This is a genomic window from Actinopolymorpha sp. NPDC004070 (genome assembly GCF_040610475.1).
GTDB lineage: Bacteria > Actinomycetota > Actinomycetes > Propionibacteriales > Actinopolymorphaceae > Actinopolymorpha.
In genome coordinates, this window is sequence record NZ_JBEXMJ010000006.1 from 250,962 (window position 1) to 275,529 (window position 24,568).

Annotated in this window: 20 protein-coding genes; 10 read left to right on the forward strand and 10 right to left on the reverse strand. The window is 70.0% G+C overall.

Annotation, left to right across the window (positions count from 1 at the left end; translation table 11 throughout):
• The first annotated feature begins 1 nt into the window (after position 1).
• Entirely contained in the window at positions 2 to 610 is a 609-nt protein-coding gene (locus ABZV93_RS13665; RefSeq protein WP_354934578.1) for a sugar transferase, read from the forward strand.
• Here ABZV93_RS13665 and ABZV93_RS13670 read toward each other — a convergent pair.
• From ABZV93_RS13670 to ABZV93_RS13690, 5 genes are all read right to left on the reverse strand, one after another.
• Positions 600 to 2,303, reverse strand: coding sequence for a nucleoside-diphosphate sugar epimerase/dehydratase (locus tag ABZV93_RS13670; protein ID WP_354934581.1), 1,704 nt, complete (start codon positions 2,301 to 2,303; stop codon positions 600 to 602). The two genes, ABZV93_RS13665 and ABZV93_RS13670, sit on opposite strands and share 11 nt — an antisense overlap.
• A gap of 322 nt (positions 2,304 to 2,625) precedes the next feature.
• A complete protein-coding gene (locus ABZV93_RS13675; RefSeq protein WP_354934584.1) occupies positions 2,626 to 3,285 on the reverse strand; it encodes a GNAT family N-acetyltransferase in 660 nt (219 codons plus the stop codon).
• Positions 3,282 to 4,394, reverse strand: coding sequence for an NAD-dependent epimerase/dehydratase family protein (locus tag ABZV93_RS13680; RefSeq protein ID WP_354934587.1), 1,113 nt, complete (start codon positions 4,392 to 4,394; stop codon positions 3,282 to 3,284). Before ABZV93_RS13680 ends, ABZV93_RS13675 begins: the two co-directional genes overlap by 4 nt.
• A complete protein-coding gene (locus tag ABZV93_RS13685) occupies positions 4,391 to 5,449 on the reverse strand; it encodes a polysaccharide biosynthesis protein (RefSeq protein ID WP_354934590.1) in 1,059 nt (352 codons plus the stop codon). The genes ABZV93_RS13680 and ABZV93_RS13685 overlap by 4 nt, the downstream gene beginning before the upstream one ends.
• Positions 5,436 to 6,686 carry a glycosyltransferase family 4 protein gene (locus tag ABZV93_RS13690; RefSeq protein ID WP_354934593.1) on the reverse strand — a complete coding sequence of 417 codons (1,251 nt, stop codon included), beginning with the start codon at positions 6,684 to 6,686 and terminating at the stop codon, positions 5,436 to 5,438. Before ABZV93_RS13690 ends, ABZV93_RS13685 begins: the two co-directional genes overlap by 14 nt.
• A 282-nt stretch (positions 6,687 to 6,968) precedes the next feature.
• Here ABZV93_RS13690 and ABZV93_RS13695 point away from each other — a divergent pair, with 282 nt between their 5' ends.
• The 4 genes from ABZV93_RS13695 (at position 6,969) to ABZV93_RS13710 (ending at position 10,863) form a co-directional block, all read left to right on the forward strand.
• Positions 6,969 to 8,441 (forward strand): polysaccharide biosynthesis tyrosine autokinase, encoded by a 1,473-nt coding sequence (locus ABZV93_RS13695; protein ID WP_354934596.1) that lies wholly within the window; start codon positions 6,969 to 6,971, stop codon positions 8,439 to 8,441.
• Positions 8,442 to 8,473: 32 nt separating this feature from the next.
• Positions 8,474 to 9,298 carry an aminoglycoside phosphotransferase family protein gene (locus ABZV93_RS13700; RefSeq protein ID WP_354934599.1) on the forward strand — a complete coding sequence of 275 codons (825 nt, stop codon included), beginning with the start codon at positions 8,474 to 8,476 and terminating at the stop codon, positions 9,296 to 9,298.
• Positions 9,299 to 9,370: 72 nt separating this feature from the next.
• The gene (locus ABZV93_RS13705; RefSeq protein WP_354934602.1) at positions 9,371 to 10,390 is read left to right on the forward strand and encodes an SDR family oxidoreductase; all 1,020 of its coding nucleotides are present in this window, start codon (positions 9,371 to 9,373) and stop codon (positions 10,388 to 10,390) included.
• On the forward strand, positions 10,387 to 10,863 hold the full coding sequence (locus ABZV93_RS13710) for a hypothetical protein (protein WP_354934605.1): 477 nt from the start codon (positions 10,387 to 10,389) through the stop codon (positions 10,861 to 10,863). The genes ABZV93_RS13705 and ABZV93_RS13710 overlap by 4 nt, the downstream gene beginning before the upstream one ends.
• On the opposite strand, the gene ABZV93_RS13715 is transcribed toward ABZV93_RS13710, so the two are convergent.
• Positions 10,820 to 11,353, reverse strand: coding sequence for a MarR family transcriptional regulator (locus tag ABZV93_RS13715; protein ID WP_354934608.1), 534 nt, complete (start codon positions 11,351 to 11,353; stop codon positions 10,820 to 10,822). The two genes, ABZV93_RS13710 and ABZV93_RS13715, sit on opposite strands and share 44 nt — an antisense overlap.
• Positions 11,354 to 11,389: 36 nt before the next feature.
• On the opposite strand from ABZV93_RS13715, the gene ABZV93_RS13720 reads away from it, so the two are divergent.
• Together ABZV93_RS13720 and ABZV93_RS13725 are read left to right on the forward strand one after the other, a co-directional pair.
• On the forward strand, positions 11,390 to 13,150 hold the full coding sequence (locus ABZV93_RS13720; RefSeq protein WP_354934611.1) for a glycoside hydrolase family 15 protein: 1,761 nt from the start codon (positions 11,390 to 11,392) through the stop codon (positions 13,148 to 13,150).
• Between the two features lie 67 nt (positions 13,151 to 13,217).
• On the forward strand, positions 13,218 to 13,628 hold the full coding sequence (locus ABZV93_RS13725) for a nuclear transport factor 2 family protein (RefSeq protein ID WP_354934613.1): 411 nt from the start codon (positions 13,218 to 13,220) through the stop codon (positions 13,626 to 13,628).
• Here the strand turns inward: ABZV93_RS13725 and ABZV93_RS13730 are convergent.
• The 3 genes from ABZV93_RS13730 to ABZV93_RS13740 all read right to left on the reverse strand — a co-directional run bounded on the left by ABZV93_RS13730 (position 13,614) and on the right by ABZV93_RS13740 (position 17,413).
• On the reverse strand, positions 13,614 to 14,846 hold the full coding sequence (locus ABZV93_RS13730) for an aromatic acid exporter family protein (RefSeq protein WP_354934616.1): 1,233 nt from the start codon (positions 14,844 to 14,846) through the stop codon (positions 13,614 to 13,616). The two genes, ABZV93_RS13725 and ABZV93_RS13730, sit on opposite strands and share 15 nt — an antisense overlap.
• A 63-nt stretch (positions 14,847 to 14,909) precedes the next feature.
• The gene (locus ABZV93_RS13735) at positions 14,910 to 15,212 is read right to left on the reverse strand and encodes a hypothetical protein (protein ID WP_354934619.1); all 303 of its coding nucleotides are present in this window, start codon (positions 15,210 to 15,212) and stop codon (positions 14,910 to 14,912) included.
• A gap of 434 nt (positions 15,213 to 15,646) precedes the next feature.
• Positions 15,647 to 17,413 (reverse strand): DUF222 domain-containing protein, encoded by a 1,767-nt coding sequence (locus ABZV93_RS13740; protein ID WP_354934622.1) that lies wholly within the window; start codon positions 17,411 to 17,413, stop codon positions 15,647 to 15,649.
• A 296-nt stretch (positions 17,414 to 17,709) separates the two neighbouring features.
• On the opposite strand from ABZV93_RS13740, the gene ABZV93_RS13745 reads away from it, so the two are divergent.
• On the forward strand, positions 17,710 to 19,116 hold the full coding sequence (locus ABZV93_RS13745; protein WP_354934625.1) for an MFS transporter: 1,407 nt from the start codon (positions 17,710 to 17,712) through the stop codon (positions 19,114 to 19,116).
• 238 nt (positions 19,117 to 19,354) lie between these two features.
• A complete protein-coding gene (locus ABZV93_RS13750) occupies positions 19,355 to 22,720 on the forward strand; it encodes a right-handed parallel beta-helix repeat-containing protein (RefSeq protein WP_354934628.1) in 3,366 nt (1,121 codons plus the stop codon).
• Between the two features lie 150 nt (positions 22,721 to 22,870).
• Here the strand turns inward: ABZV93_RS13750 and ABZV93_RS13755 are convergent, their stop codons facing one another.
• A complete protein-coding gene (locus ABZV93_RS13755; protein WP_354934631.1) occupies positions 22,871 to 23,593 on the reverse strand; it encodes a Clp protease N-terminal domain-containing protein in 723 nt (240 codons plus the stop codon).
• Positions 23,594 to 23,771: 178 nt separating this feature from the next.
• On the opposite strand from ABZV93_RS13755, the gene ABZV93_RS13760 reads away from it, so the two are divergent.
• Positions 23,772 to 24,563: a glycerophosphodiester phosphodiesterase gene (locus tag ABZV93_RS13760; protein ID WP_354934634.1), complete on the forward strand. Its 792-nt coding sequence runs from the start codon at positions 23,772 to 23,774 to the stop codon at positions 24,561 to 24,563.
• Positions 24,564 to 24,568 lie beyond the last annotated feature (5 nt).

Consider the following 24,568-nt stretch of genomic DNA (forward strand, 5'->3'; position numbering starts at 1 on the left):
ATTGCTCAAACGTGCCTTCGACCTCAGCGTCGCGGCAGTGATCCTCGTCGTCGCGTCACCGCTCCTGCTTGTGCTCACGATCGTTGCCAGACTGGACGGTGGGCCGGCGATGTTTCGCCAGGAAAGGGTCGGGCGGTACGGATCGCGGTTTCGCATTCACAAGTTCCGTACCATGCGGGACATAGACATCGTCCGCCGGCCCGGTTCTGCTCGCCCTGCTGTCACCTCGGACACAGACGCACGGATCACTCGGCTGGGTCGTGTCCTACGAACCGCCAAGCTGGATGAACTTCCACAGTTGCTCGACGTCCTGGCCGGTGACATGAGCCTGGTCGGGCCACGACCGGAAGTGCCCAAGTACGTGGAATGCTGGCCGCCCGATGCCCGCGAACGCATCCTGTCCGTACGCCCGGGCATCACCGACCCTGCATCCATCGCCTACCGTCGAGAGTCCGCCGAGCTCGCCGAGGTTCCCGACCCCGAAAGCCACTACCTCGACGTGATACTCCCCCGTAAGGTCGAGATGTACCTGGGGTACGTCGAAGGTCGAACTTTCCGAGGTGATCTGCGCATCCTCGCCCGAACCGTTCGTGCCGTGCTCACCGGCTGACCCAGGGCACGGAGCGCGTGCTCACGCCGGCACTCATCTTCTCGCAGGTCTCCCGCAGTGTCTCCACCACCTGCCCAGGGCCACTCCACAAGTCGATGGCCTGGACGGTGGCCGGCTCCACGGCGGGTACCGCGATGTGGGAGACCAGCGGATGAACGGGCCGACGGTCTGGTTCGCCGTCGCCGAACAGCTCCTCGTGCACCTTCTCGCCCTGCCGCAGTCCCGTGTAGACGATCTCGATCCGCCGGCCGGACATCCCGATCAGCCGTCGGGCGAGATCGTCGATACGAACGGGCGCGCCCATGTCGAGGACGAGCGCTTCCCCCGCTTCGCCGATCGCCGCCGCCTGAATCACCAACTGCACGGCTTCCTGGACGGTCATGAAGTAACGCGTGACATCCGGTTCGGTCACCGTCACCGGACCGCCGGCCTCGATCTGGGCGGTGAACGCGGTGAGCACGGACCCTCTGCTTCCCAGCACGTTGCCGAACCGGACACTGAGAAAGGTCTCACCTGTGTCCATCGCCGCGGCGGCCGTGAGCCCCTCGGCGATCCGTTTCGAGTAGCCGAGCACACTGACCGGATTCGCGGCCTTGTCGGTCGAGATGTTGACGAAGCGGCGTACGCCGACAGCCTTCGCCGCGTCGAGAACCGCGAGCGTTCCCCACACGTTGGTCTTGACCGCCTCGGCGGGGTACTGCTCCAGCATGGGAAGGTGTTTGAGCGCCGCGGCGTGGAACACCACCTCCGGACGTCGCTTCTCCATGATCTCAAGGATCTGCTGGGTGTCCCTGATGTCGACCAGAACGACGTCCGGCGTGTCCAGCATCGCCCTGCCCTGGATCGAAAGCTGGACGGCATGCAGGGCGGACTCGTCGCGGTCCAGCATGATCAGCTGGGCGGGCGCGTAGCGGTGGATCTGTCTGCACAGTTCCGATCCGATCGAACCGCCTGCCCCGGTGACCAGAACCCTCCGGCCGGTGAGGTAACCCGCAACCGCACCGACATCGGTGTCGATCTGGTGGCGGCCGAGCAGATCGCCCACCTCCAGACTGCGCAGGTCCGAGACCGCCACCTGGCCGTTGAGCAGTTCGGCGACGCCGGGCAGCACCTTGAGGTCCAGGTGGAGAGCCGCCGCGCGACTCTCGACCGTACGCATCAGTTCCCCACTGGCACTGGGGATCGCCACCACCAGCGTGCGACAGCCGGTCTGCGCGACGACGTCGGCGAGGTCGCCGAAGGTACCCATCACCGGAACGCCGCGCAGCCGTCGGTATCGCTTGTGCGAATCATCGTCCAACAGGCCGACCGGTCGCCAGGTCCGCCGGGGGTCCCGCATCATCGAGTCCACCAACTGGCATCCACCGTCCCCGGCACCGAAGATCAGGACGGGGGTGCTCCCGGTGTCGGGCTGGTTTCGGCCTCCGAGTTCCCGGATCCGCCGCCACCCGGCACGCCACCAGACCACCAGGGCGAACGTCATGAAGGAGGCCGCGACCGGAACCGTCCTCGGGACGAGCGGTTGGGCGGCGACCGCGTCGGCGATCACGATGACGATCCCGACGGATCCGGTCACGCCGCCGAGCAGCAGCATCTCCTCGAAGCTGCCCATCGTCGCGCGTCCCTGGTGCAGACGCACCACCCAGCCGAAGCCGGCGTGCAACACGGTCGCCGACAGCCCGAGAGTGATCACGCCGCCCCACGGAACGGGCCCGCTTCCCCCCGCGACATCCATCCGAAGTGCAGCGAACGTCGCCATCGAAAGCAGCCAGGCAGCACCGTCCAGGCCAACGAGTACAACCGGCCGCCGGGCGAGAGTTCTCAGCTCACGCTTCACCCTGATCCCCCCGTATCCGGCCGCGTCATAGTGAGTTCCCATGGGACACGACCCTCCGTGGCCAGTTAAGCCGAAGAAGATGAGCCCGGCCGCCAGACGGGGCGATCTGAGAAAATCCCAATTCGGCGCCGGATCGCACTGCAGAAATCCGCGCACACGTTTGTCGGCGAAACCGTACTCAGAAAGCCGGGTCTCGGCCGGAGGGCGCCGAGATCCCGTAGCAGTTCATACGTCGTCTCCCGGGCACGCGATAACTACCGAGCAAATCCCAGCCGGCCCGCTGGTAGAAGCGGTTGACCCGATCGTTTCCGTCGGCGTCGGTGGACAGGTAGGCGTGGGTGCCGCCACGGGCCTGCACGGCAGACCACCAGGCCGCCAGCAGTCGGCGGCCGATGCCGGAGGCCTCCAGGTCGGGATCGACACAGATGGAGCTCAGTAGCGCACCCCGTACAAGGATCGGGAGCCCGCCGCGATACCTCAGCCCACGGAGCAGGTGCACCACAGCGGTCGGACGCCGGAGCACTGCCAACAGACTGGCCACCAGCAGGGGTCCCAGTTGCCTGCGCAGCATGCGACGGAAGAACTGATCGGGTACCACAGTCCCGACGACCACCCCGACGACCGCGCCGGCGGAGTCTCGCGCCACCACCGTCACCGCGGCAGGGTCCTCCACGAAACCGCGGTAGAACTCGCGGAGGAACCGCTCACCGAGACTGGTCAGGAAGAAGCGCGGGAAAGATCGAGCGTGCAGACGGGCGGCGGCAACCACATCGTCCGACCGCAGCGCGCCCACGTCCGGACAGGCCGTGTCACTCTCCCAGACGCCCGGGTAGCTCACCCCCGGCCCCCGAGATCCGGCCGGACCTGCTCGGCGAAGGTGTCCGGGGCGAGCGGGTCGTGCAGCGAGTGTGTCCAGAAGAGCGTCACAAGTTCGTCGTCGCCGGTGTTGACGATGTTGTGGACCCACATCGTCGGCATGTCGACGATCGCGGGGGCGTCGGCGGACACCGCGAAGGAGATCACTTCGTCGTGGAAGAGCCGGCGGAGGCTGATCAGCGCACGCCCACGCACGACAAGGAAGCGTTCGACCTTTTCCAGGTGGAAGTGTTCTCCCCTCGTCACCCCCGGCCTGGTCGTGGACACGAAGGTCTGCCCGGTGCCGCCGTGTGCCCGGACGCACTCCACCAGCCCTCCGCGCTCGTCATGATGGGACGCCGGCCGCATCGGATAGGCCCGGGGGAACATGGCCGCCCGGAGCGTGTTGAACAGGTCGACCTCGAGTTGCGTGGTCAGCGCCGGAAACTCACCGCCCCGGTACAGGTGATGCATGTCGCGAAGGGATTCCCACACCTCGCCGACGGATGTGTACTCGCCTCGTGGGCGCACCATCTCCGGGTGCTCCGGGCCCAGCACGTCGATCAGCGCCGCCGCCGCCTGCTGGACGTACAGCAACTCGACCTGCTGGTCCTGCACGGCCGGGTTCTGTTCGTCCACCACGGCCCGTGCGAAGGTCGCGACGAAGGAGTTGTGGTTGGGCCGGCCGTGCTCGCCGAACAGGTTGGGCAGCACCACGTCGACGAAACGAGCACCACAGGTCGTCGCGCTGTCCGCCAGCAGGATCCCGGCCTGGGCCTTCCCACGTCCGTACGGCGTGTCAGCCTCGGCATGGACGGAGTTGGCGAATACGACGCACGACAACTGTCCGCTGTCGCGAACCGCCCGGCCGACCATCTGCGCCAGCCGGACGTTGCCGTGCTCGACCTCGTGGTCCGTCCCGCGGTTGACCCCCGCCAGATGGATCAGGGCGTCGGCATCCTTCAGCTCGGTGTCCAGCCGGTCCCACTCCGCGCGGCCGACAGCCACGACACTGTGGTCGGTGAACGCTCGCAGGCGCACCCGGAGATGCCAGCCGAGAAATCCGTGACCTCCCGTGACGACGACCTTCACAGCGGCATCCGTTCCATGATCGACCTGATCTCCGGAATCGTCGCGAGCAGAGCCATCGCCTGGTCGACGTCGAGCTGGTCGGTGGAGTCGGACGAGTAGTCCTCCACCACCGCGGCCTCCGGGGCACCCTGGTCGAAGTACACCTCGTACTCCAGCGACCGCGTGTCCAACGGCACGCGGTAGTAGTCGCCCTGGTCGGTGGCGCGCACCATCTCCTCCCTGCTGAGCAGGGTCTCGTGGAGCTTCTCCCCGTGTCGCGGTCCCACCACCTTGACCTCCGGCTCGCCGTAGCCCAGCAGCTTCGCCAGGGCGCGGGCCAGGGTCTCGACGGTGCAGGCGGAGGCCTTGCGTACGAAGAGATCACCGGGCTCGGCGTGGGCGAACGCGTGCTCCACCAACTCCACCGACTCTGCCAGCGTCATCATGAAGCGGGTCATCGTCGGCTCGGTGATCGTCAACGGCCGGCCCGCCCGCAACTGCTCCACGAACATCGGGATGACCGAGCCGCGGGAGTACATCACGTTGCCGTACCTCGTCACCGAGACGACGGTCGCGGAGCCGGGGTTGTTTCTCGCGAATGCCTGCGCGGTCTTCTCCATCAGGGCCTTGGACATGCCCATAGCGTTGACCGGGTAAACCGCCTTGTCCGTACTGAGGCAGACCACCGACCGCACTCCGGCCGCGGCCGCGGCCTCGACGACGTTCCGACTGCCGAGCACGTTGGTGCTCACCGCCTGCTGTGGGAAGAACTCGCACGACGGCACCTGCTTGAGGGCCGCGGCGTGGAAGATGTAGTCGGTGCCGGACACCGCTTCCCGTACGCTTCGCGGATCCCGGACGTCACCGAGGAAGAGCTTCAGCCGGTGGTCGGCGAATCGCCGCCGCATGGCGTCCTGCTTGGCCTCGTCCCGGCTCAGAACATGCACGGCGCGAACGTTCCGGGACAGCAGCCGCTCGACCATCGTCGCCCCGAAGGAACCGGTCCCGCCGGTGATGCCGACGACGGCACCGGCCATGTCGGTGGCCGGTCTGGTTGCCGGGTCACCCGGAGACATGGGCCACCTCCGGCCCGGCGATCTCAGCCAGCACACTCTCCACGCGGGCGACGCCTGTCTCCGCGGAGAACGTGCGGTGGTAGTAGTCGCGCCCGAGCTCGCCGAGGACTCGCAGGTTGTCCCGTCCGAGTGCGGTCGCGCGCCGGATCCCGTCCCGTACCCCCGCGGCGTGGGCGGCCCCGACCGGGATCCCGGCTCCGCTCTCACGTGCCACGGCGGCGACGTCGCCGTCCGCGGCGACCAGCATGGCCTTGCCGGCGGCCAGAATCGCCTGCACCTTGCTCGGCATGGTGTACGCGGCCATCGGCGAGGGGCGAAGACTCACATAGTGGATGTCGCCGGTCGCCATCAGGGCGGGCATGCGGTCCTTTGGTACGCGACCGAGGAAGCGAACGTTGCCGGCCCCCACCTCCTGCGCGCGCCGGCGCAGCTCCGCGTCGGCCACTCCCGAACCCGCAACCAGGCAACGGAAGCTGGGATCGTCCACCTTCGCGCACGCGTCGACCAGCGACTCCAGCCCCTGTGTCCTGCCGAGCGTGCCGGCGTAGACCAGCACGAGGTGGTTCTCGGCCAGACCGAGCTCGGCGCGCAGGTTCTCCACCTGGGGGCGGGTGAACTGCTCCTCTGCCCACAGCGGAATGTAGATGAGCTTGTCCGCGGGTACGCCTCTGCTTCTCAGCAACTCCCCCACCCCTGGAGAGATGTAAGCGATCCTGCTCGCGGAACGGTACATCTGCCCGCACCAGGAACCCAGGACGCCCTCGATGGCTCGGGCCCTCCCGTCGCCGACGAACCCGCTCGCGGCCACGCTGTCGGGCCACAGGTCGAGTACGTGCAGGAGGACGGGTATCCGGTAGCGATGCCGAATCCACCACATCGGCGCCGCCACCGTGATGGGCGAGTTGCCGACCCATACGGCGTCCATCCCACGAAGCCGCTCCACCCCCGACAGCAGAGCCGAGGCGGCGAACGAGCCGTAGGTCAATGTGCGCTTGACTGCTGAGGAATCGTGACTCGGATACAACGCCACCCGCCTGACATGGACATTCTCTAATGTTTCGTCGCGACGCCGTCGAATTCTGTACCCCGCGGCGACGTGACCGTCCGGATAATGCGGGAAGCCGGTCAGCACCTGTACGTCGTGACCCCTGTCCGCAAGACCCCGCGCGAGCACTCCGGGCAGGCTCGCCGGCCCGGGTTCGGGATCGAACCACTGACTCAGAACACCGATTCTCATAGGCTCCTCGGTACGGCAGTGTACGCATCCGAACAAAGCCGACGGGCCTTCCGAAATTCGTGTCGCGCAGAGTCGGACGGCCGACAAGATCAAGAATTCGAGGTCGCCCGCGAAACAAGATCAGGTCCCGAGTTATTTCGCGGATGTCCTCGAAATCAAGGGACGAAGATGCCACTATCGGTTCCGCACGTTCAACCTGCGGCCTCGGCATTCTTCGCCGTGCGCACGCTATCCGCCATGGCAACTGGACCTCGCCCCTGTCCGAGAACGAGATGAGGCTTCGTGGATCTTCGCGACTACTTCAAGGTGTTCGGACGCCGGTGGCGGCTGGTCCTGGCCTGTGCGCTCGTCGCCGTCGCCGCAGCGACCCTGGTCACTCTCGCCAGCCCGCTCAAGTACACCTCCACGGTCCGGCTGTTCGTGTCCACCTCACAGCCGGACCTCGCCTCCGCCTACCAGGGCGGCCTCTTCTCCGAGCAACGGGTCGCGTCGTACGCCGACCTGGTGACAGGTCCGGAACTCGCTCGGCGCGTGGTCGACAGGCTCGGCTTCGAACGCAGTCCGGCAGCCCTGCGCAAGCAGATCAGCGCCAGCGTGGTGCCGAACACGGTCATCCTCGTGATCAAGGTGACAGACCGGAGTCCACAGACTGCCGGCCGGATCGCCCAAGCGTTGGCCGACGAGTTCACCAGCTTCGTGAAGCAGCTGGAGTCCAGTTCCGCCAAGTCTGGAACGCCGATCAAGGTCACCTCTCTCGGACCACCGATCACCCCCCGGGCACCGGTGAGCCCGCAACCGATCCGCAACGTCGCCGCCGGCGTTGCCGTCGGCCTCCTCCTCGGAGCCGGTGTGGCCGGGGTACGCGAGGCGCTCGACTCCACACTGCGCAAGCCTGAAGAAGTCGCGGAACTCGCCTCCGCACCAGTGCTGGGTTCGTTCAGCTACGACACGAAGGTGAGCAAGCGGCTGCTCACCGACTACCGGTCGCACGCCCCTCGGGTGGAAGCGTTTCGCGTACTGCGGACCAACCTGCAGTTCATCAACGTGGACCAGCGCAGCAAGGTCTTCGTCGTCACCAGTTCCCTGCCCGGCGAGGGCAAGACGACGACGGCGACCAACCTCGCCATCGCCCTCGCCCAGTCCGGACAGCGGATAGTGCTCGTCGACGGCGACCTGCGCCGTCCCGGCGTCGCCGACAGTCTGGGCCTGGAAGCCAAGGTCGGGCTCACCAGCGCTCTGATCGGGCGGGTCGCCCTGGTCGACGCGATCCAGGATTGGGGTACGGACGGCCTGGCCGTCCTCGCCAGCGGGCCGATGCCGCCCGATCCGACGCAGCTGCTGCAGTCACGTGCGATGGCCGACGTGCTGAACGACCTGCGCCGGGCGTTCGACATCGTGCTGATCGACGCGCCACCGCTGCTTCCCGTGGCCGACGCGGCCATCCTGTCCGCCCAGGCGGAGGGCGCACTTCTGGTCGTACGGCACGGCAAGACCACCCGCGACCAGATTCGTGCCTGCGTCGAACGCCTGGGCTCGGTCCACGCGCACATCGCCGGCAGCGTCCTGAACATGTGCCCTCACCGCGGCCCGAACGGCGTCAGCTACAGCTACAGCTACGCCGGTCCGGCCGGCGACGACGTGCCGCGACCGGCGAATGGCAAGGTGCTGCCGTCCGCATCGACCAGGATCGCCGAGCCCGTCGGTAGCCGCCCCGCCGGAGACGGCGGAGCCGACGCCGCCAACGGTGTCGGCTGAGCCCGCGGGGTACCCCATCGATGTCCACCACAATGTCTTCGACGACACCGGTGACGACCTCCACGACGGCCGCACCGGCCGCCACGAGCGGTGAGGCGGTCACCCAGACCCACGATCTGTCCATCCTCGGCGGTGTCGTGCACAAGCGGTACCGCTCCTGGGCCCGGGGGGAGCACCTGCGCGAGTGGTCGGCGTTGCGGCTGCTGCACGCGCACACCGTCGATCTGGCCCCGGCTCCGCTGGCGGCCGACCTGGAGGCGAGCGTCCCCAGCCTGACCGTGGGCGAGCTGCCCGGCCGGCCCCTCGGCGGCGCGCTCACCGGTCCCGAGCTCGACGGCCTGGAGGCCGCGCTGCGCATTCTGTGGTCGGTGCCGGCCGCTTCGATGCCCCGCCGAAGGTTCGCACCGCGCGAGGCGTTGGCGGTGGCGCGGATGCGGTTCGCGCGGGCCTCCCGGCCGGCCGGACCGCTCGGCCGGGCCGTGGACGCCGTACGCGAGTGGCTGGTCGACGTCCGGCTGCCCGGCGGCGCGGCGAAGGTGCTCGGCCACGGAGATCCGAACCTCGCCAACTACCTGTGGGACGGCACCCGGGTGCGGATCGTCGACTTCGAGGACGCGGGCCGGTCCGACGTGTCGTACGAGCTCGCCTCCCTGGTCGAGCATCTGTCGGCGAAGGAGACCGACTGGGACGGTTTCTGGACGCGGTTCGACGTGGATCCGGCACGCTTCCTGGAGAGCCGCCGGCTGGCCGCGGCCCTGTGGCTGTACACCTTGCTGCCGGGCGGCCCGTCGGTGCGCCGCAATCCTCCGGGGACGCCGGAGCGGCAGGCCGAGCGGGTGCTGCGGTTGCTGGCGTGATCCCGGGGTAGAGGACCCCTCGGACACACGATCATTTGCGTTTGCGCAACGATTGCAGGTATAGAGGAACCCATGAGTCCTCAGGTAGTCGTGGTCACCGGTGCCAGCGCGGGAGTCGGGCGCGCGACCGCCAAGACGTTCGGTGCACGCGGAGCGAAGGTGGCGCTGCTCGCGCGGGGCGAGACCGGCCTGGCCGGAGCCACCCGTGAAGTACGCGAGGCCGGCGGGCAGGCGCTGCCGATACCCCTCGACGTCGCCGACGCCGAGCAGGTAGAGGCCGCCGCCGCCCGGGTGGAGGACGAGCTCGGCCCGATCGACGTGTGGGTCAACGTCGCGTTCACCTCGGTGTTCGCGCCCTTCCACCAGATCGGCGCGGAGGAGTTCCGCCGGGTCACCGAGGTCAGCTACCTCGGCTACGTCTACGGCACCATGGCGGCCCTGCGGCGGATGCGCACCCGGGACGCGGGCACCATCGTCCAGGTCGGCTCGGCGCTGGCCTACCGCGGAATCCCCCTGCAGTCGGCGTACTGCGGCGCCAAGCACGCGATCCAGGGCTTCCACGAGTCGCTGCGCTGCGAACTGCTGCACGAGCGCAGCAACGTGCACGTGACGATGGTGCAGCTTCCGGCGGTCAACACCCCGCAGTTCACCTGGGTGCTGTCCCGGCTGCCACGCCGCGCCCAGCCGGTCCCCCCGATCTACCAGCCGGAGGTCGCCGCGCGCGGTGTCGTGTACGCCGCGGACCACCCGCGCCGGCGCGAGTACTGGGTGGGCGGCAGCACGGTGGCCACCCTGATGGCCAACGCCGTGGCGCCCGGCGTACTCGACCGCTACCTCGGGCGCACCGGCTACAGCTCCCAGCAGACCGACCAGCCGAGCGACCCCGACCGGCCGGCCAACCTGTGGGAACCCGCCGACGGCCCCGGCGGTCAGGACTTCGGCGCGCACGGGCCGTTCGACCCACGGGCCACCGGGCAGAGCGTGCAGCAGTGGGCATCGCACCATCCCCGCCTGTCGGCGGCCGCGGCGGGCGGCGGGCTGGCCGGGCTGGCCGGGCTGGCCGCCCTGGCGGCGAAGGTCGTCCGGCGGTGAGCGGGGTGAACGACGCGAGCCTGGTGAGCACTGTCGGCGGCCTGTGCGCAAGGTCGGCGAGGAAAGCCGCGACGGCGCTGGGCGCGGTGACGCCACTGAGCGCTGCCCGGTTCGCGTACGGCATGGCCGAGGCGACGGTCCCCGACGCCATGGCCCTGCGACTGGCCGACCGCCGGCTCGACCGGCACGAACGCCTCGCCGCGCGGGTGCTCGGCATACGCCACACGGTTCAGGCCGGTGCCGCCACCGCGCTCGCGTCCCCGGCGGCCTACCGCCTCGGTGCGGGTGTCGACGCCCTGCACGCTCTCAGCATGGTGGGCTTGGCGGCGGTCGACCGCCGGCGGCGACGGCTGGCGCTGACCGAGACGGCGATCGCCTCGGCGATGGCGCTCGCCGGCCTGCACGCCGCTCGCCGGGCCGGTGAGGCGGTCAGTTCTCCCGCCAACCCAGCATCGAGGTCTCCACGTCCGTGACGTCACCCGCCGCCGACGCGAACGCGTTCAGCGCGCTGGCCAGCCGCCGGCGCTGGGCCTCCGGCATGCGTGCCACCACGTCGGCGACCGCGGCCCGCCGGTGCCGCATCATCTGGTCGACCAGCCGCTGGCCCCTCGGGGTCAGGGTGAGGGCGAGGTGCCGCCGGTCGTTTGGGTCCTCGTCGCGCCGCAGCAGCCCGGCCGCCACCAGCCGGTCGCAGATGCGAGTGGCATTGGACGGGTGGACGCGGAGTTCGCGGGCGACGGCACCGAGGTTGACCGGGCCGCGGGTGGCGATCATCACCAGCACCCGGAGCTGGCTGAGGGTCACCGATTCCTCGACCTCGGCGACCGAGCGTGCCACCACCGCGACCCACACCCGGGCGGCCCGCAGCACGGCGTCGATCTGCCGGTCGACGTCCTCGGCGCTCTCCACGCCCTCAGTGCCCTCGACGTTCTCGCCCCCGTGGCCGGAAGTTCCTGAGCCCATCGGGCAAGTATCGGCGGAATAGTTGCGTCTATGCAAATGTCACCGACACCTTACGGCTGCGAGCCGACCGTACTCCGCGAATACGCACTGATCGCCGACGGTGAGCGGGGCGCCCTGTGCGGCCCCCGCGGCGAGCTCGTGTGGCTGTGCGCACCCGGGTGGGACGACGACGCCGTGCTGTCGGACCTGGTCGGCGGCGGTGGCGCCTACGCCGTCACCCCGACCGAGCGCCACGTCTGGGGCGGGCACTACGAGCCGGGCTCGCTCATCTGGCGCAACCGCTGGGTCACCACCTCCGGCATCGTGGAGTGCCGGGACGCCCTTGCCTTCCCCGGCGACCCGCACCGGACCGTCGTCCTGCGCCGGATCGAGTCACCGGAGGGCACCGCCCGGGTCCGGGTAGTGCTCGACCTGCGCGCCCACTTCGGCCAGGAACCGATGCGTGACGTACGCCGCACCATCGACGGCCGGTGGACGGCGCGGACCGGACCGCTGTGGATCCGCTGGACCGGAGCTCCGGCCACGCGTCTGTCCGAGGACGGACGGCTGGAGCTGGAGCTCACGGTGCCCGGCGGCGACCACCGCGACCTGGTCCTCGAGATCAGTGACCGCGAACTTCCGGAGCCGGTCGACCCCGACCAGGCGTGGGCACGCACCGAGCGGGAGTGGCGGGCGGCGGTGCCGGAGTTCGCGAACTCGGTGGCGCCACGCGACGCCCGCCACGCGTACGCCCTCCTGCGGGGGCTGACCGCCGGCTCCGGCGCCATGGTCGCGGCGGCCACGCTCGGTCTGCCCGAGCGCGCCGAGGCCGGCCGTAACTACGACTACCGCTACGCATGGATCCGCGACCAGTGCTACGCCGGGATCGCGGTCGGCGTCGACGGACCACATCCGCTGCTCGACGACGCGGTGAAGGTGACCACCGCCCGCCTGCTCGAGCACGGCGACCGGCTCGCGCCCGGCTACCGGGCCGACGGCTCGACCATCCCGCGCGAACGGCAACTGCACCTTCCCGGCTACCCGGGCGGCGCCGACATCGTGGGCAACTGGGTGAACGGCCAGTTCCAGCTCGACGCGTTCGGCGAGATCCTCCAGCTGCTGGCCGTCGCGGCCCACCACGACCGGCTGGACGACGACGGACGGCGCGCGCTGCACCTCGCCGTGGACGTGATCGAACGCCGCTGGGACAGGGCGGACGCCGGCATCTGGGAGCTGCGCGAGGACTGGTGGACGCACTCCCGGCTCGCCTGCGTCGCCGGACTGCGGGCCACCGCCGGCGTCGTCACCCGCGGTGAGTCGGACCGGCTGACCAGCCTCGCCGACGCCATCCTGCGGGAGACCTCCAACCGCTGCACCCGACCGGACCAGGCGTGGCGGCGCAGCCCGCACCACGACGGCACCGACGCCGCCCTGCTGCTGCCTCCGGTGCGGGGAGCGCTCCCCGCGGACGACCCGCGGGTCCGCGCGACGATCGCCGCGGTGGAGAAGGAGCTCACCCAGGACGGGTACGCCTACCGGTTCGCGCCCGACGAAGACGTTCCGCTCGGGGAGAACGAGGGTGCCTTCCTGCTCTGCGGTTTCGAGCTCGCGCTGGCCTACTGGCACCAGGGCCGGGTCGACCGGGCCGGCCGGTGGTTCGAGCGCAACCGCGCGGCCTGCGGACCGCCGGGGCTGTTCGCCGAGGAGTACGACGTACGCCAGCGGCAACTGCGCGGGAACCTCCCGCAGGCGTTCGTGCACGCGATGTTCCTGGAGACGTCCCTGCGGCTGGCCGGTGATCCCCGGTGGTCCGGGTGATCCCGCCCGGTGAGATCGCGGGCGCGTGGTGGGTCCGCGCCGGCCGTCGGTCGGCCATCATGGCCGGATGAACCACGACGACGCCCGGACCTTCGCCGACCGGTGGGTCCGCGCCTGGAACGCCCACGACCTGGACACGTTGCTGGAGCACTTCGCCGACGACGTGGTGTTCACCTCGCCGGTCGCGGCGCGGTTGCTCGGCGGCGACGGGATCATCCGGGGCAAGGAGGCCCTGCGGGCGTACTGGACCGAGGGCCTGGCGCGCATCCCCGACCTCCGCTTCGAGGTGCTCGGTGTCTACGTCGGCGTCGACACCCTCGTCCTCAACTACCGCAACCAGGTGGGCGGGGTCGTCAACGAGGTCCTGACGTTCGGCGGGAACCACGGGAACGGCCGGGACGCGGTACGTCTGGTCACCCACGGACACGGCACCTACCTCGAAGCCGGTGACAACCAGGCGGGGCTACGCGTCGACTGATCCCGCGGACGTCGTGGACGCCCCCGCGGACTTCGTGGGCTCGGCCTCCAGCCGGCCCGGAGCGGAGGGGCAGACCTCGTCCGCGGCCGGAAGTCCGAGGAGCAGCCGCTTCGCCTCCAGCAGGAACATACCGAGCGCCGACGGGTCGGCCTGTGCGCGGGCGTCGAGGTCAGCCTGCAGCTCCGCGCTCAGCGACCTCGCCGCGCCGACGGCCTCGGCGTACCCGGCCCGGTCCTCGTCGGTGCAGCGCCCGGCCACGTGGTCAGAGTAGGTGCGGCAGGCCTCGGCCAGCCGGTCACACAGGTCGGCGTACGGCCCGGCGCTGTCGGGGTCGGGCAACTCGCTCCGGAACGCCTCGCCGGTTCCTTCCAGCAGGACCCGCACCAGGCCGTTCACCGAACCGACCACGCGGCTGACCACGCCGGTGACCTCCTCCGGGTCCGGCCCTGCCGACTCCCGGCGTACGGGCTCGGACCGGACGTTCCACCGCCGGCTCTCCGAACTCCACCCGCTGAGGTCGCGGGCCCGGTCGGCCATCCGAGTCAGCTCACTGCCGCGTTCGTCCCACCGGAGTACGGCGTGCCGGTCGACTCCTGACCGCAGGCCGTCGGCGATCGAGGCGAGGAGTTCACCGGCCTCCCAGCTCACCGCCCGGGTGGCCTCCAGGCCGCGGCGGTGGTAGACCGGCGGCAGGATCACCGCGTTGACTGCCACTCCGATGGCGGCGCCGATGACGGCCTCGCGCAGCCGGTCGACCACCGCGCCGAACGACACCGTGCCGTACACGAGGACGAACAACGCCGTCGTGGCGCTGTAGACGCCGTGGTCACCGACGCGCCGCCACAACGTCAGCGCGAGCGTGGCCGGGAGGACGACGCACATGGCCACCAGCGTGTTGCCGACGACCACGTGGACGGCGGTGGCCAGGACGGTGCCGATCGTCATCGCGCCGAGCTGCCACAGTCCGTCGCGAACGGACCGGTAGACGGTCGTCTGGACGGTGACGATCGCCACCCAGGGCGCGATGACCGCGAGCGGCGAGTCCAGCCACCAGCCCGCGACCAGCCAGGCGAGGATGCCGGCCAGGGCAGCCTTGGCCGACTGGACGGCCAACGTGGAGCGGTGCCCGCGCACGGCCGGGCGGGCCGCCGCAAGCCGGGCGCGCACAGCGTCGACCACCGACCGGACCGACGCGCGGGCAGATCGCAGACCGATCATGCTCCTCCGGGATCTGGGGAGGTCGGTACGAGGATTGTGACCCTGGGGCGTCGCGGACCCACCTCAGGTCTTCCGGCCGTCCTCGATGCGCTGGAGGATGCGCCGGGCGGCGGCCTCCTCCTCGTCGGTATCGGCCGGTGACGCCTCGCCGGACCCGCTGCCGGCACGCCGGATCTCCGCGCGTTCGAGCACGAGTTTCGCCTCACGCTCCAGCAGCTCGGTGATCTCTCCGCCGGGTGCGCCCTTCCAGAAACCGGCCGGCTCGGGCATGTCCTTGGTCAGCGGCTCCTCCCTGGAGGGAAAGAACTCCTGCCGACGGGTCCGTACCTCCGCGAGCTCGGCGGAGACTTCTTCCTCGGTACGCACGGGTCCTCCTTGCGGTCGGGGTCGCTTGATCGCAAAGCGCGTGTGTTCTACCCCGCTCGGGTCACCTCACACGGTGACGGCGGGACGAAGTACCAGATTTCCGGGATCGACGTCAGGCGGGCGCCACCGCGGTCGTACCGAGTAGCCCGAAGAGCAGGGACCGCACTGACCCGCGGACTCCCCCGCGAGAGACCACACGACTCGCGCGGTCTCGGCCAGCCCGCACGACCGTCCGGACAGCGCGACCACCACGCCGCCCCCAGCCGGGTACCGTCCGGTCCTCGGTGCGGCCGGTCGACTTCGAGCCTGCGGTCGCGGGTAGAGAACCTCCTGTGCGCCAGCCGTGAGATTCCTGTGAGGCGTCGCGGCGGACAGCGCTACTTCCCCTCGTGGCCAGGCTCCCCTGGTGGCCGGGCTTCGCGGGTGCCCGGCCCTCATGGGCGGAGCACTCGCCGCCGCGGATCCACCCACTCCGGCGGCACGTACTCCGGGTGGCCGTGGGTTCCCATGCGGACTTGCCATCCTTTGTGGTGGACGGTGACGTGGTGGTAGCGGCACAACAGCACGCCGTTGTTCAGGTCTGTCGGGCCTCCCTGGTCCCAGGCGGTCATGTGATGCGTGATGCAGCGTGGTTCGGGGATGTTGCAGCCGGGGAAGTGGCAGTGGCTGCCGTCGCGGATCGCCAGGGCACGCCGCTGGTGTTCCTTGAAGAACCGGTCGGAGCGGCCGAGGTCGAGGACCTGCCCGTCCCCGCCGAGGACGACGGGGATGAGGTCGGCCTCGCACGCCAACCGTCGCACGGTGGCGGCGGAGATGGGTGTGCCGTCGCTGCCGAGGTAGCGGGCTGATCCCCCACCTCCGCATTTCGGGCACCCGTCGTGCGGGTCGATGGCAGCGTCGGGCCCGGCCGCACCCTGTTCGGGTTCGGTGTCAGGTCCCCGCTCCGCTTCGACTCTGCCGTCGGCCTCGTCACCGGCGGTTGGTCCGGTGTTCGGATCCAGTCCGGCATCCGCTCGGGGTTCGGTGTTCGGTTGTGGGTGGTGCTTCGGTGTTCGGGGTGGCGGTATCCCGTCGACCGCGGATCCGGTTCCGTATGACTGTCGTTTCGGCTTACCTGCTTGGGCTGTCCGGCCCTCTTCCTGGCCTGCTGCCTCCCGCTGTGTTGGTTCACCGGCCCGGCCGGGGTTCTTGGCCGCGCTCTTGGCGGCCCTTGTCTCGTTGGTGGTCTTGGGGGTTCCGTATTTGGGGTCGGTGCTGGGGCAGGTGCAGGGTCTGGGGCGGATGGGGGTGGCGGTGTCGTCGATGGTCCCCGCACCTGTGCCGTTGAGGAGGGTGTCGAGGGGGATCGTCACAGCGACCTGGGGTGGTCTGCCGCCGCGGACGGGTGCGGTGGAGGCGGCGGCGAGCAGGCCGAGCGCCTCGGCGAACGCGTCCCCGCGCCGCTGTTCGATGGGCCGTGTGTCGGGTTCTGGTCCTTTCTTGGGTTCGGCGAGGGGTTCGATGATCTTGCGGAGCAGTTCCATCTCCCACACCGGCAGCGTGATCCGCACCGACTCCGACTGCGCGACCCCGTTCGGCACGTAGCGAAGGGAGCGTTTCTGTTCGGCCTTGCGGTCCTTACGCTCCAGTTCCTCACCCAGCAGCCGTTCGGCCTCTTCAGGCGCGATCCGTTCCAGCAGGGACTCGCCCAGCCGGCGCAGTTCGTCGGGGTTGTGGGTCCGGGCGGCCTCGATCAGGAACTCCTCACCCCGGCCCCGTTCATCAGCCCCGACGTACTCGGGAAGTTTCTTGATCGCCTCGGCGATCACACCGGCCTGCCGGGCCGACACCACCCCCGCCGCCAACGCCTCACCGGTCAGCCGGGCCTCCTTGCCCAAGACCCGCGCCAGCCCCACGGCGGCGGACGCTTCCTTCTGTGCGTACCGCTGCGCGGTGCGCAGATACACCGTGGCGTTCGGCGAACCGGTCAGCTTCCCGATGTCACACGCTTCGCCCTGGCGGACCAGGGCCAACTCCAGTGCCTCGAACCGGGCCTTCTTCGCCCGCGCCCTGGCGAGCACCAACCCGCACTCCTCCGCCGTCAAAGAGCCCTTCGGCGTCACCCACGCCTCATCCAGAAACGGGTCCACCGAGTCGAGCGCAGCCAGGATCCGGTCGGCGGCACCGCCACCGGCCCAGGCACCCCACTCACTCGAAGACACGATCGAATGCTACCGGCCACTACCGACAAGAGAGCCGTTGTCCACAGGGCATTTCTCTTCCTGCATTGACGCTCCAGGCTATGAACGAGCAGCGGGTACTCCGGAGCCGACCGGAGTACCCGGAGGAGAGTCGAATGACTGAACCCGAAACAGATCGTCCACAACGGACCTATCTGCTACGGTCATTCCGTCAGCATTCGAGCCCGTCCGACAAAGGGATCACGCGCATGTCCGCGACCGCAGCATCGCCATCGCACCCGGCTCCCCCTCCACCCCCGGCGTCCGCACCGTCACCTGTGACCGACTCCCGCCGCCGCCTCGCCCTCGCCGTCCTCGCCGCCGGGATGTTGATGAACATCCTCGACGGAAGCATCGTGACGGTGTCGATGCCCGCGATCCAGAACGATCTGGGCTTCTCCCCCGCCGGGCTGAGCTGGGTCGTCAACGCGTACCTGATCGCGTTCGGCAGCCTGTTGCTCCTGGCCGGCAGGCTCGGTGACCTGCTCGGCCGCACGCGGGTGTTCGTCGCGGGCCTTGCCCTTTTCACCCTCGCCTCGGTCGTGGCCGGGATGGCGCAGACGCCGGCGACGCTCGTCGCCGCTCGCTTCGCCCAGGGCGTGGGAAGCGCCTTGACGGCCGCGGTGAGCCTCGGAATCCTCGTCACGTTGTTCGTCCGGCCGCGCGAGCGTGCCTCGGCCATCGCGGTGTTCAGTTTCACCGGCGCCGCGGGAGCCTCGATCGGACAGGTTCTCGGAGGTCTGCTCACCGACCTGCTCAGCTGGCACTGGATCTTCTGGATCAACCTGCCGATCGGCCTCGCCACCCTCGCGGTGGCGGTCAAGGTACTTCCCGGCGAGCGCGGTCTCGGCCTGCGGGCCGGCGCCGACGTCGCGGGTGCGTTGCTGGTCACCGCGGGACTCACGGTCGGCACCTACGCCGTTGTCACGATCGAGCGCCACGGTGCCGGCTCGCCGACCACGCTGGTGCTCGGTGCCCTGGCGGTGACGCTGCTCGCCGCGTTCGTCCACCGGCAGGCCGGGGCGGTCACCCCGCTGATGCCGCTGCGCATCCTCGGCTCGCGCGCCGTCAGTGGCGCCAACCTCGTTCAGGTGCTGATGGTCGCCGCGTGTTTCGCGTTCCAGATCCTGGTGGCGCAGTACCTCCAGCGCGTCGTCGGATACGGCGCCGCGGCGACCGGCCTGGCGATGCTACCCGCGGCCGTCGTTATCGGCGCGGTCTCACTCGGAGTCTCCGCCCGGCTCAACGCCCGCTTCGGCGAGCGCGCGGTGCTGCTCACCGGCCTGGCGCTGTTGTTCGGGGTGCTCGGTCTGCTGACGCGCGTACCCGTGCATCCGAACTACCTCACCGACCTGCTCCCGGTGATGCTGCTCGCCGCCGGCTTCGGCCTGGCCCTGCCCGCGCTCACCTCCTTGGGGATGTCCGGCGCGAGCGACGCCGACGCCGGGCTGGCCTCGGGGCTGTTCAACACCACCCAGCAGATCGGCATGGCGCTCGGAGTCGCCGTCCTGTCCACTCTGGCCGCCGCCCGCACCGCCGGCCTGCTCCGCGCCGGTGAGCACGAGGCCGCGGCACTCACCGGCGGCTACCACCTCGCGTTCGCGGTCGGTGCGGCACTGCTGGTGGCTGCGTTCGTCGTGGCGTTCACCGTCCTGCGCACGCCCTCCGGTAAGACCGACGAGTGAGTGAGAAACGTTTCTCAGGTTCAGCCGTACGGAGGTAAGGGAAAACAGGTTTCTCTGCCGAATGCCTAGCCAACAACGGCTAATTCGGCAACCGCACCTTGACGACGCGGCGCACGGCGGGCTAGAACGTGCCGGAATCGCTTGTCGATCTTGCTCCACCGGTTACTCTTTCCCGCCGCTCGCCCGTGCCATCGAGGGAGATCCGACAGTGCCCGCAACCCGTCATGTGGTGGTAGCCGTGGGGGCGGCTCTCCTGCTCTCCACCGCCACCACGTTGCCCGCCTCGGCGGCGACGCCGTTGGTGGAACCCCAACCCGGCATGGTGATCACCCACGACACCACGTTCAAACCCGGTGTGTACGACTTCACCTCGGGCATGGGCATCGTGATCGGCGCCGACGACGTACACGTGAACGCCACCGGCGTGACGTTGCGCGGCCCCGGCCAGAAGGGCAAGCCGGACAGCTACACCGGCACCGGCGTCTCCGCGACGGGCGTGTCCGGTGCGACGCTGACCGGCCTGTCCGTGTCCGGGTTCGAGACCGCCCTGCACGTGCGTTCCGGCCGGGACTGGACGATCCGGGGAAACACCTTCTCCGGCAACTACACCGATCCCGACTTCGGCTGGGGTGACGGCAAGCTCGCCGGCGCTGTCCTGCTGGAGCACGTGAGCAACTCGCGGATCGAGGACAACACCGCACACGAGAACTGGAACGGCCTGGCTCTGCACTACGCCGACGACAATCTCGTACGCCACAACGACTTCTCGCACTGCTCGAACGTCTGCCTGAAGATGTGGTCGGCCTCCCGCAACCGGATCGAGGACAACAACTTCAGCTGGGGAATCCGCATCGCGCCGGGTGAGACGCACGCCCGCGACTCCACCAGTGCCCTGATCGAGACCGGTTCGAACGACAACCGCGTTCTGCGCAACGACTTCACCTACGGCGGGGACGGCGTCTTCCTGCGCCCGCTCAACGGGGTCGTCTCCACCGGCAACTACTTCGAGGGCAACGACGCCTCCTGGGCGCACAACAACGCGTGGGAGTCGTGGTCGCCGGGCAACACCTATGTACGCAACAAGGGAAACCACGCGAGCTACGGGTTCTGGCTCGGCAGCTCCGACGACACGGTCCTGATCGGCAACGAGGCGGCCTACAACGGCCGGGACAACAAGAACGCGCCCGAGCCGTTCGGCAACGCCGGCATCGCCGTGGTCAACGGTTCCTCCAGCCACTTCGTCCTGGACGGCAACCACGTCCACGACAACACCTCCGCCGGGGTGGCGATCGGCTACCTGCCCGACTACCCCGCCTACCACTGGGTGATCCAGCGCAACCGGATCGAGAACAACACGACGTACGGCATCTACGTGCGCGACGCCCGCTGGCTGACCCTCGCGAACAACACCATCACCGGCAACGGCTCCGGCGCGATCAAGCAGGACAAGCACGTGTCGGGCGTGTTCACCCTCGACGGCGCGGCCGGCGAGCACGCACCGGTCGCCAGGGCGGCGATGACGCCGGCGGTCGTGCACGCAGGCGAGGAGGTGACGTTCGACGCGTCCGGCTCCACCGACGCCGACGGCGGAAAGCTCTCCTACCGTTGGGAGTTCGGCGACGGTGACGTCGCCACCGACGCGAAGGTGACCCACCGGTTCCTCGACCCGGGCTTCCACCGGGTCGGGCTGACCGTCGACGACGGCGGGCTGGCCGGCCTGGACCACCGCGACGTCTACGTGCTGGCACCCGGCGCCGAGCAGGGCACCGACGCCGCCGACCGTGGGGCCTGGTCGGCACGCGTCACCTCCGACGACGCCGGCGCCCCGGGCACCACCGCGACCATCACCGCCGACCCATCGCGCGCATTGCTCGGCCGGTCCTCGATCAAGCTGTCCGGCACCGCGCACGACGTCACCTGGCGCTACCAGCCGCGCCGCTCGATCGACACCGCGAGCGCGGATCAGTTGGAGTTCTGGATGGCGTCGGAGCAGGAGGTACGCGACGGCTTCGACGGCAACCAGCCGACTGTCCGGCTGGTTCAGGACGCCGGCAACTACGTCGAGTACACCCCGGCGAAGAACTACCTCAGCCCCTGGTCGCTGGACTACTCCGAGGCCCGCGGCGGCTGGCAGCGGGTCGTCGTACCGCTGGCCGGCGACAAGGCCTGGACCCGCAAGGTGACTGGCAACCCCGACCTCAAGGCTGTGCACGCGGTGGAAGTACGCACGTCCGCGATCGACGGCCCGTACCGCGTGTGGCTGGACGCGCTCACCTTCACCACCGCACCTGCAAGCCCCGACGTCGCACCCGACCTGGCCCTCAACCCCGCCGCGCAGGGTGAGCCGTGGCCGCGCGCCTCCACCGGTGACGACGCGTCCCGGTGGGCTCCGCTGGACGGCCGCACCGACGGTGCCGTCTGGTCCACCGCGGGCTCGCAGAACGCCACCGACTTCTACGGCGTGGACTTCGGGATCGCCCGCACGGTCGACGCCCTGCGGCTGGACCTGCGTTCCGGCGAGGGTTTCGCCGCCCCGGCGAAGGAGACCGTGGAGTACTGGACCGGCGACGACTGGCAGCCGGTCGACAACGCCCGGCCCTCCCCCGCCACCCCGGCGGCCGGCCACAACGAGATCGCCTTCGACCCGGTGACCACCCAGCGGCTGCGGGTCGTCCTGGGCAACCCCGACGACGGCAAGGCGGTCGGCCTGGCCGAGTTCGCTCCGGAGTCGACCGGCAACCTCGCCGGAAATGCACTCGGCGCGAACGCACCCTTCGGTACGCCGGTAGCGTCCGCCTCGGCGGGTTCCGGTGACCCGTGGTCGCTGGTCGATGGGTCGGTACGCGCCGACAGCGCCTGGCGTTCGACCCCTGGCACGTCCCCGTGGGTCGCGGTCGACCTGATGCGGGCGCGCCCGGTCAACACCGTCACGCTGTACGCCGGCTCCGCCGACACCGCACCGGCCGGCATCCGCGTCCAGGCCTGGACGGGCAGCGACTGGCTGGACGTCTCCAACACCACGGTCACCCCGGCACCGCCGGCGGCCGGCCGCACCACCGTGCGGTTCGACACCGTGAAGACGCGCAAGCTCAGGTTGACACTGGACGCACCGAGCGGCGGAAGCGTCGAGGTACGCGAGGTGGAGGTACGCAACGCCAACCTGCTCTCCGACGCCTCGGCACTCGGCCTGACGGTCACGCCGACCGCGTCGTACACCTACCCCGGCGACACCGTGCTCGGCCCGCTGGACGGCTCCTACGCCGACTCACCGCGCTGGACGTCGTGGAACTCCAAGAACGCCCAGGACTGGTACGCCCTCCGCTTCGACCGGGCGGTCACCGCGAGCCGGATCACGCTGCACTTCTACAACGACAACGGTGGGGTCAAGCCGCCGAAGGACTACACGATCGAGTACTGGAACGGCACCGGCTGGACCCCGGTGGACGAGACCGGCCGCACCCCCGCGCAGCCGGCGGAGGGGTTCAACGCGGTGGACTTCACCCCCGTCCGCGCGGCCGGGTTCCGGGTGGTCGGCACCAACCAGAACCCCGTCAACTACGGCGTCTACATCGGTCTCACCGAGCTCGAGCTCTGGGCGCCGTAGGCCTTCGAACGTCCCGGCGGTCGTGACCGCGGGTGACCGGTCCCCTCCCGGCCACCCGCGGTCGCGTTCGTACGGCCGCGTTCGTACGGCCGCGTTCGTACGGGCGCGTTCGTACGGGCGCGTTCGTACGGGCGCGTTCGTACGGCCGGATCAGCCGGCGGGCTTGGTGAAGCCGGACAGCAGCTCGACCACCTTGGCGTGCGCATACTGCTTGTCCGGTCCGAGCTCGGCGAGCACCTGGGCCGAGATCGCACCGGAGTCGTGATACAGCCCGAGGAGCAGGTGCTCGGTGCCGATGTAGTTGTGGCCGAGCTGCAGCGCTTCGGTGACCGCGGCACCGAGGGCGGCGTTCGCCCGCGGCGTGCGCGGCAGCTCCTGCCCCGGCGACTTCGCCGGGGCCGCACCCCCGGCCGGGGCGGTCGCGGCGAGCCGGGTCCGGACCGCCTCGTGGACAGCTTCCGGCCCGGTCCCGGCATCGGTGAGGATCCGGGCGGCGATGCCCTGCGGTTCGGCGTACAGACCGAGCAGCAGGTGCTCCGTTCCGACGTAGTTGTGGCCCATCGACCGGGCGGTGTCGCCGGCGGCGGTCAGGCAGGTGCGGGCCCTGGCGGTGAAGCGTTCGAAGCCCTCGATCGAGGGGCCGGCCCACCGCTTGTGCACGGCCTGCTTGGTGACGCCGAGCGTGTTGCTGATCTCGGTCCACGACCGGCCGCTGCGCCGGGCCCGGTCGACGTAGTGACCGAGCAGCGCGTCGCCGGTCTCGCTGAGGTCGTTGACCATCGCGCGGGCGGTGGCCAGTTGGTCGAGTTCGTCGTCCCCGGCGTCGCGGCGGACGGTCTCGATGAGGTCCTGGAGGCTGGGTGCGGGCGTCATGCCGTCAACCTTAGGTTGACCCATAATTGGCGTCAACCCTGGGTTGATGGCAGAACGTGACGGCCGTATGCCGTGCCGCAGCGCCCGGAACTCGCCGGGCGCGGGCTGACGGGCTCGTGATCGGCTCGTGATCGCGGTTGCCCTACCGGACCGGCCGGCACCGCATACTCTTTCGGGCGTGCCAGCCACGCCGCCGCGTTCCTATCCGTACCTCCACTCGGAGGTTCCCCTCGCCTTCGCCCACCGCGGAGGCGCGAAGTACGCACCCAACCTGCGGATCGAGAACTCCATGCGCGCGTTCGCCAACGCGGTCGCGCTGGGTTACCGCTACCTCGAGACCGACGTGCACGCCACCAGCGACGGGGTGCTGCTCGCGTTCCACGACGACCACCTCGACCGGGTGACCGACCGGGCCGGGCAGATCGCCGACCTGCCCTACGCCGAGGTCGCCCGGGCCCGCATCGACGGGCGGGAGCCGATCCCGACCCTGGAGGAGATCCTCGGCACCTGGCCGGACGCACGGGTGAACATCGACGTCAAGCACGCCAACGCCATCCGCCCGCTGGCAGAGGCGATCGCCCGGACCGCCGCGCACGACCGGGTGTGCGTCTCGTCGTTCTCCGGTGCCCGCCTGGCCGCCACCCGCCGCCTGCTCGGCCCGCGGGTGGCCACCGGACTGGCCCCGGTCGGGGTCGGCCTGCTGAAGCTGCCGCTGCCGAGGTTCCTCGGTTCGCTCCTGGTCGGCCCCGCGCCGTGCGTCCAGGTCCCGACCGGATACCGCGGCCTGCGGGTGGTGACCAGGGCGTTCGTCGACCGGGCACACGCGCTCGGCAAGCAGGTGCACGTGTGGACGATCGACGACCCCGACGAGATGACGGCCCTGCTCGACCTCGGCGTCGACGGGCTGATCAGCGACCGGATCGACACTCTTCGCGAAGTGCTCCTCGTCCGAGGCGTTTGGACGTCATGATCGGT

Bases quoted from the DNA above. Each gene is read 5' to 3' on its own strand.
- ABZV93_RS13685 (WP_354934590.1), bottom strand. From the start codon at position 5,449: ATGTCTCCGGGTGACCCGGCAACCAGACCGGCCACCGACATGGCCGGT.
- ABZV93_RS13690 (WP_354934593.1), bottom strand. From the start codon at position 6,686: ATGAGAATCGGTGTTCTGAGTCAGTGGTTCGATCCCGAACCCGGGCCG.
- ABZV93_RS13700 (WP_354934599.1), top strand. From the start codon at position 8,474: ATGTCTTCGACGACACCGGTGACGACCTCCACGACGGCCGCACCGGCC.
- ABZV93_RS13705 (WP_354934602.1), top strand. From the start codon at position 9,371: ATGAGTCCTCAGGTAGTCGTGGTCACCGGTGCCAGCGCGGGAGTCGGG.
- ABZV93_RS13715 (WP_354934608.1), bottom strand. From the start codon at position 11,353: ATGGGCTCAGGAACTTCCGGCCACGGGGGCGAGAACGTCGAGGGCACT.
- ABZV93_RS13720 (WP_354934611.1), top strand. From the start codon at position 11,390: ATGTCACCGACACCTTACGGCTGCGAGCCGACCGTACTCCGCGAATAC.
- ABZV93_RS13725 (WP_354934613.1), top strand. From the start codon at position 13,218: ATGAACCACGACGACGCCCGGACCTTCGCCGACCGGTGGGTCCGCGCC.
- ABZV93_RS13730 (WP_354934616.1), bottom strand. From the start codon at position 14,846: ATGATCGGTCTGCGATCTGCCCGCGCGTCGGTCCGGTCGGTGGTCGAC.
- ABZV93_RS13755 (WP_354934631.1), bottom strand. From the start codon at position 23,593: ATGACGCCCGCACCCAGCCTCCAGGACCTCATCGAGACCGTCCGCCGC.